Source organism: Aliiruegeria sabulilitoris (genome assembly GCF_001558155.1).
GTDB classification, from domain to species: domain Bacteria; phylum Pseudomonadota; class Alphaproteobacteria; order Rhodobacterales; family Rhodobacteraceae; genus Tropicimonas; species Tropicimonas sabulilitoris.
In genome coordinates this window covers 55,746-71,903 of the sequence record NZ_LOAS01000009.1, presented here as the reverse complement: position 1 = coordinate 71,903, position 16,158 = coordinate 55,746, and the positions used below count along the sequence as shown (strand labels likewise).

General features: G+C 63.3%; 15 protein-coding genes. 6 read left to right on the top strand and 9 right to left on the bottom strand.

The genetic code is table 11. The features are described 5' to 3' along the window. Positions 1-266: 266 nt before the first annotated feature. Together AX756_RS09115 and AX756_RS09110 are read right to left on the bottom strand one after the other, a co-directional pair. Positions 267-1,376, bottom strand: coding sequence for a THUMP domain-containing class I SAM-dependent RNA methyltransferase (locus AX756_RS09115; RefSeq protein ID WP_068310277.1), 1,110 nt, complete (start codon positions 1,374-1,376; stop codon positions 267-269). Positions 1,377-1,466: 90 nt separating this feature from the next. After that, positions 1,467-2,246, bottom strand: a complete 780-nt coding sequence (locus AX756_RS09110; protein WP_156461435.1) for a hypothetical protein — start codon at positions 2,244-2,246, stop codon at positions 1,467-1,469. Between the two features lie 269 nt (positions 2,247-2,515). Between AX756_RS09110 and pepN the strand changes: the two genes are divergently transcribed. Further along, positions 2,516-5,068 (top strand): aminopeptidase N, encoded by a 2,553-nt coding sequence (gene pepN / locus AX756_RS09105; RefSeq protein WP_068310273.1) that lies wholly within the window; start codon positions 2,516-2,518, stop codon positions 5,066-5,068. Positions 5,069-5,410: 342 nt separating this feature from the next. After that, positions 5,411-6,265: a 1-acyl-sn-glycerol-3-phosphate acyltransferase gene (locus AX756_RS09100; protein WP_231701018.1), complete on the top strand. Its 855-nt coding sequence runs from the start codon at positions 5,411-5,413 to the stop codon at positions 6,263-6,265. Positions 6,266-6,514: 249 nt separating this feature from the next. Here AX756_RS09100 and AX756_RS09095 read toward each other — a convergent pair whose 3' ends face one another. The 3 genes from AX756_RS09095 to AX756_RS09085 form a co-directional block, all read right to left on the bottom strand. Next, the gene (locus tag AX756_RS09095; RefSeq protein WP_068310270.1) at positions 6,515-7,150 is read right to left on the bottom strand and encodes a LysE/ArgO family amino acid transporter; all 636 of its coding nucleotides are present in this window, start codon (positions 7,148-7,150) and stop codon (positions 6,515-6,517) included. After that, the gene (locus AX756_RS09090; RefSeq protein WP_156461434.1) at positions 7,143-7,616 is read right to left on the bottom strand and encodes an Lrp/AsnC family transcriptional regulator; all 474 of its coding nucleotides are present in this window, start codon (positions 7,614-7,616) and stop codon (positions 7,143-7,145) included. Before AX756_RS09090 ends, AX756_RS09095 begins: the two co-directional genes overlap by 8 nt. 144 nt (positions 7,617-7,760) lie before the next feature. After that, complete coding sequence (locus tag AX756_RS09085; protein WP_068310266.1) at positions 7,761-8,450, bottom strand: transglycosylase SLT domain-containing protein; 690 nt, start codon at positions 8,448-8,450, stop codon at positions 7,761-7,763. A gap of 262 nt (positions 8,451-8,712) precedes the next feature. Between AX756_RS09085 and gatB the strand changes: the two genes are divergently transcribed. Both gatB and AX756_RS09075 read left to right on the top strand, forming a co-directional pair. After that, positions 8,713-10,221, top strand: a complete 1,509-nt coding sequence (gene gatB, locus AX756_RS09080) for an Asp-tRNA(Asn)/Glu-tRNA(Gln) amidotransferase subunit GatB (protein ID WP_068310264.1) — start codon at positions 8,713-8,715, stop codon at positions 10,219-10,221. Positions 10,222-10,315: 94 nt separating this feature from the next. Beyond that, complete coding sequence (locus tag AX756_RS09075) at positions 10,316-10,801, top strand: DUF4177 domain-containing protein (RefSeq protein ID WP_082739026.1); 486 nt, start codon at positions 10,316-10,318, stop codon at positions 10,799-10,801. Between the two features lie 17 nt (positions 10,802-10,818). On the opposite strand, the gene AX756_RS09070 is transcribed toward AX756_RS09075, so the two are convergent. After that, positions 10,819-11,076 (bottom strand): BolA family protein, encoded by a 258-nt coding sequence (locus tag AX756_RS09070; RefSeq protein WP_068310263.1) that lies wholly within the window; start codon positions 11,074-11,076, stop codon positions 10,819-10,821. A 110-nt stretch (positions 11,077-11,186) separates the two neighbouring features. Here AX756_RS09070 and AX756_RS09065 point away from each other — a divergent pair, with 110 nt between their 5' ends. Continuing rightward, complete coding sequence (locus tag AX756_RS09065) at positions 11,187-11,813, top strand: DnaJ domain-containing protein (RefSeq protein WP_068310261.1); 627 nt, start codon at positions 11,187-11,189, stop codon at positions 11,811-11,813. 58 nt (positions 11,814-11,871) lie between these two features. Here AX756_RS09065 and AX756_RS09060 read toward each other — a convergent pair whose 3' ends face one another. Continuing rightward, positions 11,872-12,354 carry a hypothetical protein gene (locus AX756_RS09060; RefSeq protein ID WP_068310259.1) on the bottom strand — a complete coding sequence of 161 codons (483 nt, stop codon included), beginning with the start codon at positions 12,352-12,354 and terminating at the stop codon, positions 11,872-11,874. 214 nt (positions 12,355-12,568) lie between these two features. Between AX756_RS09060 and cobS the strand changes: the two genes are divergently transcribed. Further along, the gene (gene cobS / locus AX756_RS09055) at positions 12,569-13,555 is read left to right on the top strand and encodes a cobaltochelatase subunit CobS (RefSeq protein ID WP_068310257.1); all 987 of its coding nucleotides are present in this window, start codon (positions 12,569-12,571) and stop codon (positions 13,553-13,555) included. A gap of 349 nt (positions 13,556-13,904) precedes the next feature. Here the strand turns inward: cobS and AX756_RS09050 are convergent, their stop codons facing one another. Both AX756_RS09050 and AX756_RS09045 read right to left on the bottom strand, forming a co-directional pair. Beyond that, positions 13,905-14,252 carry a DUF427 domain-containing protein gene (locus AX756_RS09050; RefSeq protein ID WP_068310255.1) on the bottom strand — a complete coding sequence of 116 codons (348 nt, stop codon included), beginning with the start codon at positions 14,250-14,252 and terminating at the stop codon, positions 13,905-13,907. An 82-nt stretch (positions 14,253-14,334) separates the two neighbouring features. Further along, positions 14,335-16,134, bottom strand: coding sequence for an aminopeptidase P family protein (locus AX756_RS09045; RefSeq protein WP_068310253.1), 1,800 nt, complete (start codon positions 16,132-16,134; stop codon positions 14,335-14,337). Positions 16,135-16,158 lie beyond the last annotated feature (24 nt).

Sequence of the window (16,158 nt, the reverse complement as noted above, 5' to 3'; positions counted from 1 at the left end):
CACCGCACTACTCCCAACACCGGTACAATGCGCAAAGGGAGCGCCCGACCCCGGGTGTGCGCTTTGCAACGCCGGTTTAACGCGATTTATCCCAAAGCCCCGGGCGACATCTCAACACAACACCACATCGCCAATGCGCCCTCCCCGGGGGGAGGGTCGGGCGTTCGAGGGGCTTACGCGGCCGCACTGCGGCCACGGTCCCCTCTCACTCCGGGCTGGACGCCCGAACCAATGGGTGCGCAGCGAGGTGCCCTAAACAGCTGCCGTCAGAGCGCCTCAGTCCGGTAGAGCTGCACCTTCAGCCCGCCATGCGCCACCGGCGCGCCCGTGGGCAGGAAGGGCAGCCCGGTCGCCTTGGCCAACCCGCCATCCGAGGTGATGATCCCCACGCGCCAGCCGTGGAAACGCTCCTTCAGCACCTGTCCGAGCGCGTTATGCAGCGCAAAGAGCGGCTTCTTGTTGCCAATCCGCGCGCCATAGGGCGGGTTGATCATCACCAGCCCCGGCGGTCCGTCGGGGCGTTGCAAGTCCGCCACCGCACCGCGCGTGAAGCTGCACCAATCGGTCACCCCTGCCCGCTCCGCATTGGCCTGAGCACCGCGAATGGCGCCGTCATCCCGGTCCGAGCCATAGAAGCGCGCCTCGGGCACCACCGGCTGCACGCCCGCGCGCAGCCCCTCCCACGCGGCGGGATCGAAGCCCGGCAGTTCCTCGAAGGAAAAACGTCGCGTGCGGCCCGGGGCCAGCCCGGCGGCGATCTCGGCGGCCTCGATCACGAAGGTGCCGGAGCCGCACATCGGGTCCAGCACCGGCTCGGAGCCATGATACCCGCATTGGCGCAGGAACATCGCCGCCATCGTCTCGCGCATCGGCGCCTTGCCGACGAATTCCTTGTGCCCGCGCTTGTGCAGCGATGGGCCCGTGCTATCGACCGAGACCGTCACGAGGTTGTCGTCGATCCGCACCAGCAGGCGCAGCGGCGCCTCGGCCGAGACCTCGGCCCCCGCCTCCTCGACCAGCGCCCGCTCGATCCTCTGCGCGGCGGCGCCTGCGTGGTAGATCTTGGATTTCTTCGTCGTCACCTCGACCTTGACCGCCTGCCCGCGCCGTATCACCTGCGCCCAGTCGAATTTCCGCGAACGCTTGTCGAGCTGCGCGAGGTGGAAGGCGCGGAACGATCCGATCCGGGCCAGCACCCGCGTCGCGCCCCGCAAGACCAGGTTCGCCCGCCAGACATCCGGCCAGCCGCCGGTAAAGGCCACGCCGCCATCGGTGACCGCCGCCCCGGCAAAGCCGCATTCCCGCGCCTCCTCGCAGAGCACGGTTTCCAGCCCCGGCGTCGCCACGAGGTAGATTTCAAATGTCTCGTTATCCATTGGACCGTCTTAGACGGAAGCCGCGCCCGCTACGACAGGAAAAGGGCCGCCGGAGACCGACGGCCCTTCCTGCATTTCGGTTTCGATGGTTCAGAAGCGGAAATTCCAGAGCAGCATCGGGCCGCTTTGGTAGTAGTTGGTGACCATGTCGTCATCCGGAAGTTCCCACTCCATGTGGCGATAGCCGAAAACGATATCGTTGCGCCCGAACCGGTAGCCGACCCCGAGCCCGGCCTGCCATGTCAGGTCCGACTGGCCGGCGCCGACATCCAGAACCCAGGGCATGAACCAGTTCTCGTTGAAGCGCGCCTCGCCCTGCAGGCCGACCACGGCATCCCAGTAGTCATCGTCGCTTTCGAGCGACAGTTTCTGGTTCGCAACCTTCAGCTGGATTGTGGAGTCCAGCCTGAGGTAACGGGCGCCGCCCGTCACATACATCGTGTAGTTTGGCTCGTTGATCACCCGGTAGCCACCACCAAAGGACACCACCGTCGACTTTACCTCGGTGTCGAGATCGACGTCGATATCGACACCGATGGAGGTGTTGATGGTCGCGTCGTCCTTGTAGCCGAGAGCGGCATATCCCAACTCGCCATAGCTCATCCAGTTGCCGTTATAGGCCTTCAACCCGCCCATCAGGGCAAAGTTCAGGTTCTCAACAAGGGTGTCGAACCCGATATCGAAATCGTTGCCATTGGCGACACCGCCCACTTCCGTGCCCCAGATGTAAAGCTGCAACTGATAGGTCCAGCCACTATCGGCCGTCCCGCCATAGCCGGCCGCCTCCACCGGGGCCATGTCCTGGGCCGCGGCAAGGCTGGACATTGTAAGAAAGCCACCCACGGCGACAGCGCTCGATAAACGTCTCATATCAATCCCTTCCCTCTCGGCGGCGCAGGAGCCGTTCCTGACCATCCTCTCGGTTGCCATTATAGCGCAAAGCCAGAAAACCTCGAAACCAAACATTGGGGACAAAAAGAAGCTGCGCAGGTGGATTTCGGCACTGCTTCACGCGCGCACCGCTCCTCCCAGATGTCGCGCGTCTGTTGCCCGACGCCCTCAAAATGTCGCCGTGAAGGGGCGTTGCGGGCGCCCGCCGTCCCTCATAGGGTGCGCGCAAACATTTAGGAGATTTCCCGATGTCTCTCGACGATCCCAGAACGATCCATCTCGCCGACTACACGCCTTTCACCCATGTCGTGGAGCAGGTCCAGCTGACCTTCCAGCTGGCGCCAGAGGCGACGCGGGTGATTTCCAGAATCTCCTTCGCGCCAAATCCAGACAGCAAGGGCGGCGCCTTCTTCCTGCATGGCGAGCAGCTCAAGCTGATCCACGCCCGGATCGACGGCAAGGACGTGACCCCGGTCGCAACCGAAGGCGGTATCACCTGCGAAGTCCCCGATGGCCCGTTCACCTGGGAAGCCGAGGTCGAGATCAGCCCGCAGACGAACACTGCCCTGGAAGGTCTTTACATGTCGAACGGCATGTATTGCACCCAGTGCGAGGCCGAAGGCTTTCGCAAGATCACCTACTACCCTGACCGCCCCGACGTGATGGCCCCCTTCGATGTGCGCATCGAAGGCGCGCTTCCGGTGCTGCTGTCCAATGGCAACCCGGTGGCCAAGGGCGATGGCTGGGCCGAATGGTCGGACCCCTGGCCCAAGCCCGCCTATCTCTTCGCGTTGGTGGCGGGCGATCTGGTCAACCACCCGGATCGCTTCACCACCCGCTCCGGCCGCGATGTCGAGCTGAATATCTGGGTTCGTAAACCCGATCTCAAGAAATGCGCCTTTGGCATGGACGCGCTCAAGCGTTCGATGAAATGGGACGAGGAGGTCTATGGCCGGGAATACGATCTCGACGTGTTCAACATCGTCGCCGTGGACGATTTCAACATGGGAGCGATGGAGAACAAGGGGTTGAACATCTTCAACTCCTCCGCCGTGCTGGCATCGCCCGAGACGGCAACGGACGCCAATTTCGAGCGCATCGAGAGCATTATCGCGCATGAGTATTTCCACAACTGGACCGGCAACCGCATTACCTGCCGCGACTGGTTCCAGCTCTGTCTGAAGGAGGGGCTGACCGTCTTCCGCGACCAGCAATTCTCCGGCGACGAGCGCTCCCACGCGGTGCAGCGCATCAACGATGTTCTGGCCCTGCGCGCCCGCCAGTTCCGTGAGGATAACGGCCCGCTTGCCCACCCGGTGCGCCCCGAGAGCTTCGTCGAGATCAACAATTTCTATACCGCGACCGTCTATGAAAAAGGCGCCGAGGTGATCGGCATGCTCAAGCGCCTTGTCGGCGACGAGGGGTATTCCAAGGCGCTGGATCTCTATTTCACCCGCCACGACGGCGACGCCGCCACGATCGAGGATTGGCTGAAGGTCTTCGAGGACGCCACCGGCCGCGACCTGTCGCAATTCAAGCGCTGGTACAGCCAGGCCGGCACACCGCGCATCGCCGTGCAGGAGAGCTTCGAGAACGGCACCTACACACTCACTCTGTCGCAAACGACGCCCCCCACGCCAGGTCAGCCCTACAAGGAACCGCTCGTGATCCCGGTCGCCGTCGGGCTGCTTTCGCCCAATGGCGACGAGGTGGTGCCGACGCGGGTTCTGGAACTGACAGAACCCGAACAGAGTTTTACTTTTGACGGGCTCTCCGCGAAACCTGTCGCCTCGATCCTGCGCGGTTTTTCCGCCCCCGTGGTGCTGCAGCGCGAGCAGAGCGCCGGCGAACGTGCCTTCCTGCTCGCCCATGACACCGACCCCTTCAACAAGTGGGAAGCGGGCCGGACGCTGGCCAAGGACGTGCTGGTCCGAATGATCACCGAAGGCGCCGCCCCCGACCCGGCGCTGCTCTCGGCGCTGGAGAACGTGGCCCGCGACGAGACGTTGGACCCGGCCTTCCGCGCTCTCGCCCTCGGACTGCCCGGGCAGGACGACCTCGCCCAGACGCTCTTTCAGTCGGGGCGGACCCCAGACCCGCTCGCAATCCACGACGCGGTCCAGCAGCTGCGCGAGGCAATCGCCCAACGGCTCGGCTCCACCCTGTCCGATCTCTATGACGACATGGCCGTGCACGGCCCCTACCGCCCCGATGCAAGCGATGCCGGCCAACGCGCCCTGCGCCAGTCCGCACTTGGCTTCCTGAGCCTGTTGGACGGCGGCGCCCGCGCCCAGTCCCAGTATGAAACCGCCGACAACATGACCGAGCAGCTTGGCGCTTTGGCCTGCCTGCTCGACATCGGCAAGGCCGAGGCTGCGCTCGCCGCCTTCCGCCGCCAATGGCAGAAGGACCGGCTGGTCATGGACAAATGGTTCGGCCTCCAATCCAGCCTTGCCGCTCCGGCCAAGGCCGCCGACGTGGTCCGCCATCTGACCGAGGACAAGGATTTCGACTGGAAGAACCCCAACCGTTTCCGCTCGGTCATGGGCGGGCTGGCCATGAACGCGGCCGGCTTCCACGACCCGTCGGGCGCGAGCTACGCGCTGCTGACCGACTGGCTGATCCGCCTGGACCCGGTCAACCCGCAGACCACGGCGCGCATGCTGACCGCGTTCGAGACCTGGAAGCGCTATGATGCGGACCGTCAGGGGCTCATCCGAGAGAACCTGGAACGGCTGGCAGCCACGCGGGAACTGAGTCGTGACAGCTCGGAAATGGTTGGTCGCATCCTCGGGGCCTGACGCCCGGAAGAGGCGATCATATCGAGTAAAAACGGTTGTTTACCGCGCATCAAGCGGAGAATCGCGTATCGCATTTACGCAGGAATCCCACGGGGAGCGCTTGAAAAAGCGCAAGGCGCAGCGCCCCCCGCCCCTGCCCATCTGCAAAATGACCGAAAAAAGGGCGTTCTTCGGCTGCAAGGCATCCGTTCCGGGTGACGGGTCGTCATCAAGGTGCTAAATTGCGGTCGTAGCGTTGTGGGAATGCGCAATGGCTGGGTGCGGAACGTACCGTCTATTGAATGTATTTTCCGTTATCCCACAGATTTGCTGAGGTAAGGCATGCGAGATAGAATTGATCCCATGATCGAAGAAAGGGCTGCCTGGCTCTTCAAGGACAATTTCGTCAGCCGAAATGCCCATCGCCTGTTGAACAAGATGCTCGGATATGACCGGACCATCGAGCTGAGTTCCGAACTCCGCGACGAGCCGAATGACGTCATCATGCGCCGCATGGCCGATCTGATCGCGAAGGACGTTCAGGTCAGTGGTCTTGAGAACGTGCCGGTCGATGGGCCGGCGTTGATCGTTGCCAACCACCCGACGGGAATCGGCGACGGAATCATCCTGTGGGACGCGATCACCCGGCGCCGTCAGGATCCCTTCATCTACGCCAATTCCGACATCCTGCGGTTCATGCCGCAGATGAGCACCATGATCTGCCCGGTCGAATGGCGGCTGGAGAAACGTAGCCACGCCAAGACGCGCGAAACCATGGCCTATACCCGCAAGGCGATCGAACAAGGCCGAATCGGCGTGATCTTCCCCTCCGGCCGGCTGGCAAAGCGCCGCTGGCTCAAACTGCATGAGCGCGAGTGGATGGCCTCGGCGGCGATGATCGCCCGCAAATGGGATCTGGACGTGATCCCGGTGAACATGCGCGCGCGCAACTCGGCGCTCTTCTACCTGTTCGACATGATCCACCCGAGCCTGCGCGACATTACGCTCTTCCACGAGACGCTGAACAAGGACAGCCAGCCCTTCCGGCTGACCTTCGGGCGTCCGATCCCAGCCAAGTCACTCTCGACGAACTCCAACGAGGCCATCGAGGAACTCAAGGCAGCAACCCTCAAGCTCGGCGGCCGGCACGCGCCGACTGTCTCGCTGGCCGAAATGACCCGCCGCCCTCGCTGGGTCCGCTCGACGCAGTCGGCCTGACGTCTCGGGACGGCAACCGGCCGACCGAGTGGATCGCTCACAAGCCGCGCGTGTCGGCACCGATATTTCGAGAACCGCACCCAAATGACGCGGTCTCGGATCCGTCGGATGCGACCATTCTTGATCCCCTCCGAGCAGGTAGCCGTTGTTGACGGGGCGCCTCGCGCACCCGCGTCTTTGGAACGCTGCTCTCGGATGGTTACTCTGTCCGAAAAACGCCGGACTTGGCGAGAACTGTCCGGCCCGTCGCTATCCGATCATGGTCCCGCCCGCGATCCAGCCCCCCCAGACGAGAAGCACTGTTCCTGAAACGAAATCCAGCCAGCGCAGGGCGGCAGGCTTCATCCGATTTCCGACGAAGAGCGCAAGTTGTACCAGCAGCAGCCACCAGAGCGCCGATCCAGCGAAGACCCCGATGACCAGCCAATAGGGCGCGGCCGGATTGCCCGAGGCTGCCGAGCCAAGCGCGGCCACCATGCCGATAAAGGCCAGGATTGTCATCGGGTTGGAAAGCGTAAGGAAGAATGTTGTCGTCCACGCAGTCGCCACCCCCCGATAGGGGCGTACGCCACTGGCCGGTTGAGTTTCCGGCATATCTGGCGTGACGAAGAACCTCTTTAGCGACATGGCTCCGAGAAGAGCCACCAACACCCCACCCGCTACGGCCAGCGGCGCGGCATAGGAGACCAGCACGCCCGTCGCCGCGAAGCCCGCTGCCACCATCAGCCCATAGCTTCCATCCGCGGTTGCGGCCCCGAGTCCGGTCGCCAGCCCCGCCGCGCGCCCATCGATGAGCGTCCGCCGGATACAAAGCAGCCCGATCGGACCGACCGGGGCGGCAATGGCGAAACCGATCCCGATTCCCTTGAGCAGAACCTCAAGCATCGTCCCCGCCAATGTCCAGACCGGCGATCGGCATGGCCGTCGTCTCCTTCAGGGCTTCCAGCGACAGCAGGGTTTCCGTCCGGCGCACGGCTGGCAATGGTTTCAACACCTCCTGCAGAAAGGCTTGCAGCGACCGGCTGTCCCGCACCCGAATCTTCATCAAGTAGGAGTGCGCACCACTCACATGGTGCAGTTCCATCACCTCCGGTCGCGCGACAAGCGCAGCGCAGGCTTCCGGCTCACCCTCGTAATCCATATCGATGAACACAAGCGCGCAAAGCCCCGCCCCGACCGCATCCGGCTCCAGACGCGCCTGCCACCCGATCACCACGCCTTGCGACACCAACCGGCGCACCCGCTCATGTGCAGAGGAAACCGACAGGCCAACCGCTTCGGCCAGTTCCGCGCTGGAAGCACGGGCGTTTCCCTGCAAAAGGCCGCAAATTTTTCGGTCAATGTCATCCATGACCGGATATTTGCCGGAATGCAAAACCACTTTCAAGCAAATTAATGCCCGTGAGGAATGCCGTCGAATATACAACTCGCAAACAACAAAACGGCCGGAAATTTTCCGGCCGCTTGCGCACTGCTCTGGGCAATGGAGAAAAACTCAGCCCTTTGTCATACCCTTCAGGAGAGCCGCAGGCCCCTTGGCCTCGGCCTTTCCCTGGCAGAAAGGCTGCGACCGCGTCCACGCGATCATGTCCGAGCGTTTCTTGGCGGAATGGAACGGCCCCCAATCGGCCGCCACGCCGCGCATCCCTTCGCTCACCACGCCATCGCGCGACACCGTCGAAGACATGATCCGGATGGCACAGCTGACATTGCTCGCCCCGTTCTTGAGCGCCTCACCGCTGCGTGCCGCGCAATTGTAACCGCGCGCCGTTTGCGGCGAGATCTGAACAAGACCGAACCAGGCCCCGCCACCGCCAACGGCCTTTGGATTCCAGGTGCTTTCATGCTTGGCCAGTGCCGAGATCAGCCCGACCCAGAACGCTTCCCGCTCCTCCTGGCTGCCATTGACATAGCCGGGGCACCATTTCTCGATATCGCGTGGAACCATGTGGGGCAGAACCGCCCCATGCGTGCGCAGCGCTGACACCGCAGTCGCCGTCCACGCATCCGAATTCGGCTGGTGATCCCAACGCATCGCGTAGTCAAGCTCGGGCGTCTTGGTCGAAGCCCTCGCCGTTGGCTCGCCATCGGGCCCAAGCGCCTGTTGAACATCGGCACAAGCCGCAAGGGTCAGCGCCCCAACCAGGACAGAAGCCTTGGCAATGCGCGCAATCAGATTGGACATCTGTAACTCTCGTTAACCGCCTCAAACCGCAAGGCAGCTTCTCATACCCGAATTCGCGTTCTGCGGCAAAGGTGACGAAAATACATCGGCGATTTCCCGCAAACCCGGGACCGGCCGGCCAATCCTCCCTGCTTCGAAACGCCCGCCCAGGCGGCATCGTCGGCTTCAGGCGCGCGGGAATGGCGATGGATCGCGCCAGACGACTTGCCCCTTACCCCGCGCTGTTCTAAGACCGCTGCGATCAGCCAAAGGGACCTGCGCAATGCTCGACCTCACCTATGAAGCCCCGAAACCAAAGGTCATTTCCGGTGCCAAGGAAGACTGGGAACTGGTGATCGGCATGGAAGTCCATGCCCAGGTCGCCTCCCGGGCCAAGCTGTTTTCGGGCGCCTCGACCACCTTTGGTGCCGAGCCGAACTCCAACGTTGCCTTCATCGATGCCGGCATGCCGGGCATGCTGCCGGTGATCAACGAGTTCTGCGTCGAGCAGGCGGTACGCACCGGGCTTGGCCTCAAGGCCGAAATCAACCTGTTCTCCGCCTTCGACCGCAAGAACTATTTCTACCCGGACCTGCCGCAGGGCTACCAGATCTCGCAGCTCTACCACCCGATCGTGGGCGAGGGCGAAGTGCTCGTTGATATGGGTCCCGGCATTGCCCGCAAGGTGCGCATCGAGCGCATCCATATCGAGCAGGATGCAGGCAAGTCGATTCACGACATGGATCCGCACATGTCCTTCGTCGATCTCAACCGCACCGGCGTGGCGCTGATGGAGATCGTCTCGCGCCCCGACATCCGCGGACCGGAAGAAGCGGCGGCCTATGTCGTCAAGCTGCGCCAGATCCTGCGCTATCTCGGCACCTGCGATGGCAACATGCAGAACGGCAACCTGCGGGCCGATGTGAACGTCTCCGTCTGCCGTCCGGGCCAGTACGAGAAGTACCAGGAAACGCAGGACTTCTCGCATCTCGGCACACGCTGCGAGATCAAGAACATGAACTCCATGCGCTTCATCCAGGCCGCCATCGACTACGAGGCGCGTCGCCAGATCGCGATCCTAGAAGATGGCGGATCCATCGATCAGGAAACCCGCCTCTACGATCCGGACAAGAACGAGACCCGCTCGATGCGGAGCAAGGAAGAGGCGCATGATTACCGCTACTTCCCCTGCCCCGACCTGCTGCCGCTAGAGATCGAACAGGACTGGGTCGACGGCATCGCCGAAACGCTGCCCGAACTGCCCGATGAGAAGAAGGCCCGCTTCGTGACCGATTTCGGTATGACCGAATATGACGCCTCGGTGCTGACCGCCGAGGCCGAAGCGGCGTCCTATTTCGAGGAGGTCGCCACTGGGCGCGACGGCAAGCTCGCCGCCAACTGGGTGATCAACGAGCTTTTCGGCCGGTTGAAGAAAGACGATGCCGATATTGCCGAAAGCCCGGTCTCCGCGGCCCAACTCGGCGGCATCATTGATCTGATCTCCAAGGGCGACATTTCCGGCAAGATCGCCAAGGACCTGTTCGAGATCGTATACACCGAAGGCGGCGAGCCGGCCGAGATCGTGGAGAGCCGCGGTATGAAGCAGGTGACCGATACCGGCGCCATCGAGAAGGTCGTGGACGAGATCATCGAGGCCAACCCGGCTCAGGTCGAGAAAGCCAGGGTGAACCCGAAGCTCGCCGGCTGGTTCGTCGGCCAGGTGATGAAGGCCACGGGTGGCAAGGCCAATCCGAAGGCCGTGAACGAGATCGTGGCCAGGAAACTCGGCTAAACCGGGCTGCGCAGGCAGCAAAGGACAGAGTTTGCAGGCCCCAGCCACTTGCCTATAAGGGGCCGCGTCGCAAGCGGTGCAGATTGGGAAGACAATGGCGGTATACGAATACAAGGTGGTGCCTGCACCGGAAAAAGGGCTCAAAGGCAAGGGCGTGAAGGGCCCGCGAGAGCGGTTTGCCAACGCGTTGCAGAGCGTCATGAACGAACTCGGCGCCGAGGGCTGGGAATATCTGCGCGCCGATACGCTGCCCTGCGAGGAGCGCTCCGGGCTGACCGGCTCGACCACTACCTATCAGAACATGCTGGTCTTCCGCCGCGTGGTCGCTGCCTCCGAGGCCCCGCAACCCAAGGCACTCCCGGCGCCCGAGGCCACTCCAGCGGCCGAAACGGCTGCCGAGGCGGCCCCGTCCAGGGCCTCCGAGAAAGCCGTCCCGTCGATCGTCCCCGAGCGCGGCGCGGCCGCAACGGATCAGGCGGCAGCCGCTGCAGCCGCCGCCGCCCTGACCGCTTACCGCGAATCGACCTCGGGCGCGCCCAAGCTCGGCCCGGCCACGGGCCGCGGGCAAAAGTCAGACTGATTTCCGAACGCCCACTGTCAGGGCGCCAGATCCAGGGAAAGCGCGTGGATCCGGCCTACAAGCTCGGCCCCAAGCGCGGAATGCACAGCCCTGTGCCGCGCAATGCGGCTCATATCAGCAAAAGCGGGCGTGCGTAGCCGCACGTGGAAGTGGCTTTCCCCTTCCTCGCGGTAACCGGCATGGCCGCGATGTTTCTCGCTTTCGTCGATCACCTCGATCTCGCTCGGCGAGAAGGCCTCGGTAAGTTTCTGCTCGATTTCTGCGGCAACGCTCATTTTTTGCCTGACCCCCTGTTCTAATCCCCGTCCGACAGATTAAACTCCTGCGTCCGAGTCGGAAAGAACTCAGAATCGAGCGCAGCAGTTTCGAGAAAGGATACCGTTCCATGGCAAAGTCCGATCCCTTCGGTTTCGATATCCGCGTAAAAAGCGACAAGAAAAAGCGCTCGCGCGGCAAGAGAGGCATGTCCGGTGCAATCGAAACCTCGCAACGGGTTTGCGATCATCCGGGATGCGAAGAATCGGGCAAGTACCGCGCGCCCAAATCGCCCGACTCGCTCGACGACTTTTTCTGGTTCTGCAAGGATCACGTCCGCGAGTACAACCTGAAGTGGAATTTCTTCGACGGCACGAGCGAGGAGGACATGCAGGCCCAGGTCGACAAGGACCGGGTCTGGGAACGCGAGACCAAGCCTTTCCGCCAAACCGCGGAGGAACGCGCCTGGGCCCGGCTCGGCATTGACGACGCCCACCAGGTGCTGGGCGAGAATGCCACCCGCAACCCCGGCAAGGGCTCCGGTGGCGGGCGGCGCCTGCCGCCGACCGAGCGCAAGGCGCTGGAAATCCTCGAGGCCAAGGATCACTGGACCAAGGCCGAAGTGCGCAAGGCCTACAAGAGCCTGATCAAGATTCTGCACCCCGACATGAATGGCGGCGACCGCTCGGACGAGGACCGCCTGCAGGAGGTCGTCTGGGCTTGGGACCAGATCAAGGAAAGCCGGAACTTCAAATAAGGATTTCGCCGCCACACCATCTCTGGCGCGCCGGCGTGCGAATGGGCCGCCCGCCCAACTAGCTGCGAGCGCGCCCTGCGCGAATATGGGTCAGCACGATCAGCCCGCACCAGACCACGGCCACGAGTGGCTGTCCGGCCATCGCAAAGACCGGAATTAGAAGCCCCGCCAGAACCGAGATCAGGTCTGCCAGCTGGAAACCGTCGGCGACCAGTTCCGGCAGTCTCCCGAAGCCAGCCCCCACGAGGCAGGCCAGCAAGGTCGTCACGACGCCGCCTACTCCCGCAAGCGCCCAGCCGAGTACCCCTCCGCGCCCAAACAGCCCGGCCAGCAGCCAGCCCGCCAGCGCACCACCGAGCCCCATGGACAGCAGGTAGAGAAGCACCGTCATCCAGGGAAGGTCGGCCCATTCCAGCTCGGTGAAATTCTGCACATCCTCCCGCAGCAGGAAGAACAGGAACATCGCACTGGTCGGGGCCATCATCAGCGCCACCACTCGGCGCGGCGTGGCGGCCCTGACTTCGCTTGAACTATCGGTCATCCTGTTGGCTCCTCACGCATCCTCTGTGCGCCAATTTGCCGGGGATGCGGACCAATTCATAGCCCCCAAGAGCAGTACAGCCCCTCAAAGCTCCGCCCCCTTGCAGGCCCGCCGCCCTTCCGGGCCGCCCCCCCTTGCACGCCCGCACGGAATGGTGCATCCCCGACTGCGTCGTCGTTCGCGGCGGCGACCCTTTATTTCGAGGATCTGGATCATGGCAGCCACCGCAATCGACCCGAGTACACGCCCCACCGAGGAGATTTCCGTCCGCGATGTCTTTGGCATTGACACAAATATGGTGGTGAAGGGTTTTGCAGAGCGCGGCGACCGGGTGCCGGAGGTCGATGCGACCTACAAGTTCGACCCGGACACGACGCTCGCGATCCTCGCCGGTTTCAGCCATAACCGCCGCGTCATGATCCAAGGCTATCACGGCACCGGCAAATCGACCCATATCGAACAGGTCGCTGCGCGCCTCAACTGGCAGACCGCGCGGGTGAACCTCGACAGCCACATCTCGCGGATCGACCTGATCGGCAAGGACGCGATCAAGCTGCGCGACGGCAAGCAGGTAACCGAGTTCCACGAGGGAATCCTGCCCTGGGCGCTGCGCAACCCCGTCGCCATCGTCTTTGACGAATACGATGCCGGCCGAGCCGACGTGATGTTCGTCATTCAGCGAGTGCTGGAGCATGACGGCAAGCTGACGCTGCTCGACCAGAACGAGATCATCACGCCGCATCCGAGCTTCCGCCTGTTTGCAACCGCGAATACGGTTGGCCTGGGCGACACGACCGGTCTCTATCACGGCACCCAGCAGATCAACCAGGCGCAGATGGACCGCTGGTCGCTCGTCGCCACGCTGAACTATCTCAGCCACGACGCGGAAACGCAGATCGTCCTGTCGAAAGCGCCGACTTACAACACGGACAAGGGCCGCAAGACGGTCAGCCAGATGGTGACGGTGGCGGATCTTTCGCGCACGGCCTTCATGAATGGCGAGTTGTCCACCGTCATGAGCCCGCGCACGGTGATCAACTGGGCCCAGAACGCGCTGATCTTCCGCTCCGTGGGCTATGCCTTCCGGCTGACCTTCCTCAACAAATGCGACGAGCTGGAGCGGCAGACTGTGGCCGAGTTCTACCAGCGCTGCTTTGACGAGGAACTTCCCGAGAGTGCCGTCAGCACCGCGCTGGTCTGACATCGCCGCCTTACAGGCCTGATGCTTCCGAACCCGCCCGGCGCAAGCCGTGGCGGGTCTCGCTTGGGTAATTCTGGCGTCCCCAAAGGCTGGGTCCGTCCAGATACGCGCGGCGGTCGGGGGCGATATCCCCCCGCGCCCCTTGAGCCCCCCCGGGATATTTCCGGAACGAAGATGTTTTGCATGCCAATTGCAGTCGTCGATCAGCGCGACAAGGCAGTCTCGGATACGCCATCATTTCCCGTCGGAGAAAGGTCGGGAAGGATCTTTCACGCTGTCCAAGAACGCGCGTCGAAAACGCGGCCGGTTCCGAACACCGGATCCACAGCGCCTCGTGGCGCAGTCGCTATCAAACGCGCTCTACCGCCACGTCCGGATTGCTGGTGTGAAAGGCGATGAGATCCTTGAGCGGCTCCATTCCCTCGATGGGGCTTTGGTAGGACCAGGCGGCGTTGCTTAGCGTCTGGTTCTTGGTCTGGATGGAGAAGTAGTGCGCATCACCCATATGGGGGCAATGGCCGCTCTGCTCGGACGCATCGAGGAAGGCCATCGCGATATCCTCTCGCGGGAAATAGATCACCGGCGCCTGTTCGCCATCGGTCAACTCCAGCGCATTGCGGCTTTCGGCCAGAACGGCTCCGCCGGCACGGACAACCCATGTTCCATCGGCCTTGCGGATCTTGATATGGTCTACCATGTCGGTTCCTTCGAATTCCTGCCATCCATCTATGGGAGGGCATTTTGACATTCGCATGAATGCCTAATGTTAGCGTGCGACACTACAGGGGAGAGGTCACCGCGTCCAGCCAGTTCGCGGCGTCACCATCCAGCAGCGGACCGATCCGCTGGCGGCACCCGGCGTGATAGGCATCCAGCCAGGCGCGTTCCCCTGCGCCGAGCATGTCGACCGCGATCATCCGGCGGTCGATGGGCACCCAGGTCAACGTTCCGAAGGCCAGCATGGCACGATCATCGGCATCGGGCAGCGGTGGCGCGGGCAGGACATGGAGGAGGTTCTCGATACGGATGCCAAATGCGCCTTCGCGGTAGTACCCCGGCTCGTTCGACAGGATCATGCCGTCCTGCAAGGCGACATCCGAGACGCGCGAGAGCCGTTGCGGCCCCTCGTGGACCGACAGATAGGCGCCGACGCCATGTCCGGTGCCGTGGTCGTAATCCAGCCCTGCCCGCCAAAGCGGCGCGCGGGCCAGCGCATCCAGGTCGCGCCCGGCCAGCCCCTCAGGCCAGCGTTGCATCGAAATGGCGATCATCCCTTGCAGGACCCGCGTGAAGCAGGTGCGCTCCAACTCTCCCACTGGCCCCGTGGCGACGGTGCGGGTGATGTCTGTCGTCCCATCGGCATATTGCCCGCCCGAGTCCACCAGCAGGACCTCTCCCGGGGTGATCGCTCGGTTGCTCTGCTCGCTCACACGATAATGCACGATGGCCCCGTGTGGCCCAGAGCCGCAAATCGTCTCGAAGCTGATATCGCGCAGCAGCGGATCCTTGCGCCGTTCCTGCTCAAGGCGGCGGACAACGTCGATCTCGGTCAGCGTCCCTTTGGGCGCCTCCTGTTCGAGCCAGCACAGGAACCGGCACATCGCAGCGCCGTCGCGCAAATGCGCGGCCGCCATGCCAGACAGCTCCGCGGCGTTCTTGCGCGCCTTGGGAAGGGTGCATGGGTCCGGAGCCGGGACAATCTCGGCCTCCTTCAGCGAATCCGCTACCCGGACCGGCGCACTTGCCGGGTCGATCTGGACCGTCCCAAGGAGCGCTTGCAGGGCCGCCTCGAATTCGTCCGCTCCGTGGCAATGAACCTCCGGGCCGAGATGTTCCCGAACGGCTTCGGTCACCTTCGCGGCGGCGCAGTACAACTCCACGACGCCTGATTGGTGCAGAATGGCAAAAGCATGCGGAACCGGGTTCCGTACGATGTCGCTCCCACGGATATTGAGCAACCAGGCAATACTGTCAGGCAGGGTCAGAACGGCCGATTGGACGCCCGCCTCCGCCAGTGCGGCGCCAAGTTCCCGCCGCTTCTCAGCATGTGGCGTTCCGGCCAGATCCAGAGGATGCACAAGGATCCTGCCAGCCGGCGGCACCGGCTGATCCTCCCAGATCGCATCGACTGGGTTGTCACAGGCGATCAGTTCGATCCCCCTATCCGCTCCGGCCACCTGCAATTTCTCGATTTCCTCGACCGAATGCAGCCATGGATCGAACCCGATACGCCCGCCCTCGGGCAAATGCTCCAGCAACCATTTCGCAAGCGTCACTTGTGGCCAGGCCACCGGCGTAAAATGCTCCAGCGCGACCTGCGAGCGTACCTGAACCCGGTAGCGACCATCGACAAAAACCCCGGCAATATCCTTCAGTACCGCGCAGAATCCCGCCGAACCGGTGAAACCGGTCAGCCATGCCAACCGCTCATCATGCGGGGCAACATACTCGCCCTGATGTGCATCGGCCCGCGGCACGAGGAACCCGTCGAGATCGGTGGCCTCAATTTGCGCCCGTAAAGCCGCCAGCCTCGGTGGTCCGTCTTCCGGCCGCGTCGATACCTCGAAGCTCTGATACATGCGCTGCCCTCCAGCCGCCGAGGC

Bases quoted from the DNA above. Each gene is read 5' to 3' on its own strand.
- AX756_RS09115 (WP_068310277.1), bottom strand. From the start codon at position 1,376: ATGGATAACGAGACATTTGAAATCTACCTCGTGGCGACGCCGGGGCTG.
- AX756_RS09110 (WP_156461435.1), bottom strand. From the start codon at position 2,246: ATGAGACGTTTATCGAGCGCTGTCGCCGTGGGTGGCTTTCTTACAATG.
- pepN (WP_068310273.1), top strand. From the start codon at position 2,516: ATGTCTCTCGACGATCCCAGAACGATCCATCTCGCCGACTACACGCCT.
- AX756_RS09100 (WP_231701018.1), top strand. From the start codon at position 5,411: ATGATCGAAGAAAGGGCTGCCTGGCTCTTCAAGGACAATTTCGTCAGC.
- AX756_RS09095 (WP_068310270.1), bottom strand. From the start codon at position 7,150: ATGCTTGAGGTTCTGCTCAAGGGAATCGGGATCGGTTTCGCCATTGCC.
- AX756_RS09090 (WP_156461434.1), bottom strand. From the start codon at position 7,616: ATGGATGACATTGACCGAAAAATTTGCGGCCTTTTGCAGGGAAACGCC.
- AX756_RS09085 (WP_068310266.1), bottom strand. From the start codon at position 8,450: ATGTCCAATCTGATTGCGCGCATTGCCAAGGCTTCTGTCCTGGTTGGG.
- gatB (WP_068310264.1), top strand. From the start codon at position 8,713: ATGCTCGACCTCACCTATGAAGCCCCGAAACCAAAGGTCATTTCCGGT.
- AX756_RS09075 (WP_082739026.1), top strand. From the start codon at position 10,316: ATGGCGGTATACGAATACAAGGTGGTGCCTGCACCGGAAAAAGGGCTC.
- AX756_RS09070 (WP_068310263.1), bottom strand. From the start codon at position 11,076: ATGAGCGTTGCCGCAGAAATCGAGCAGAAACTTACCGAGGCCTTCTCG.
- AX756_RS09065 (WP_068310261.1), top strand. From the start codon at position 11,187: ATGGCAAAGTCCGATCCCTTCGGTTTCGATATCCGCGTAAAAAGCGAC.
- AX756_RS09060 (WP_068310259.1), bottom strand. From the start codon at position 12,354: ATGACCGATAGTTCAAGCGAAGTCAGGGCCGCCACGCCGCGCCGAGTG.
- cobS (WP_068310257.1), top strand. From the start codon at position 12,569: ATGGCAGCCACCGCAATCGACCCGAGTACACGCCCCACCGAGGAGATT.
- AX756_RS09050 (WP_068310255.1), bottom strand. From the start codon at position 14,252: ATGGTAGACCATATCAAGATCCGCAAGGCCGATGGAACATGGGTTGTC.
- AX756_RS09045 (WP_068310253.1), bottom strand. From the start codon at position 16,134: ATGTATCAGAGCTTCGAGGTATCGACGCGGCCGGAAGACGGACCACCG.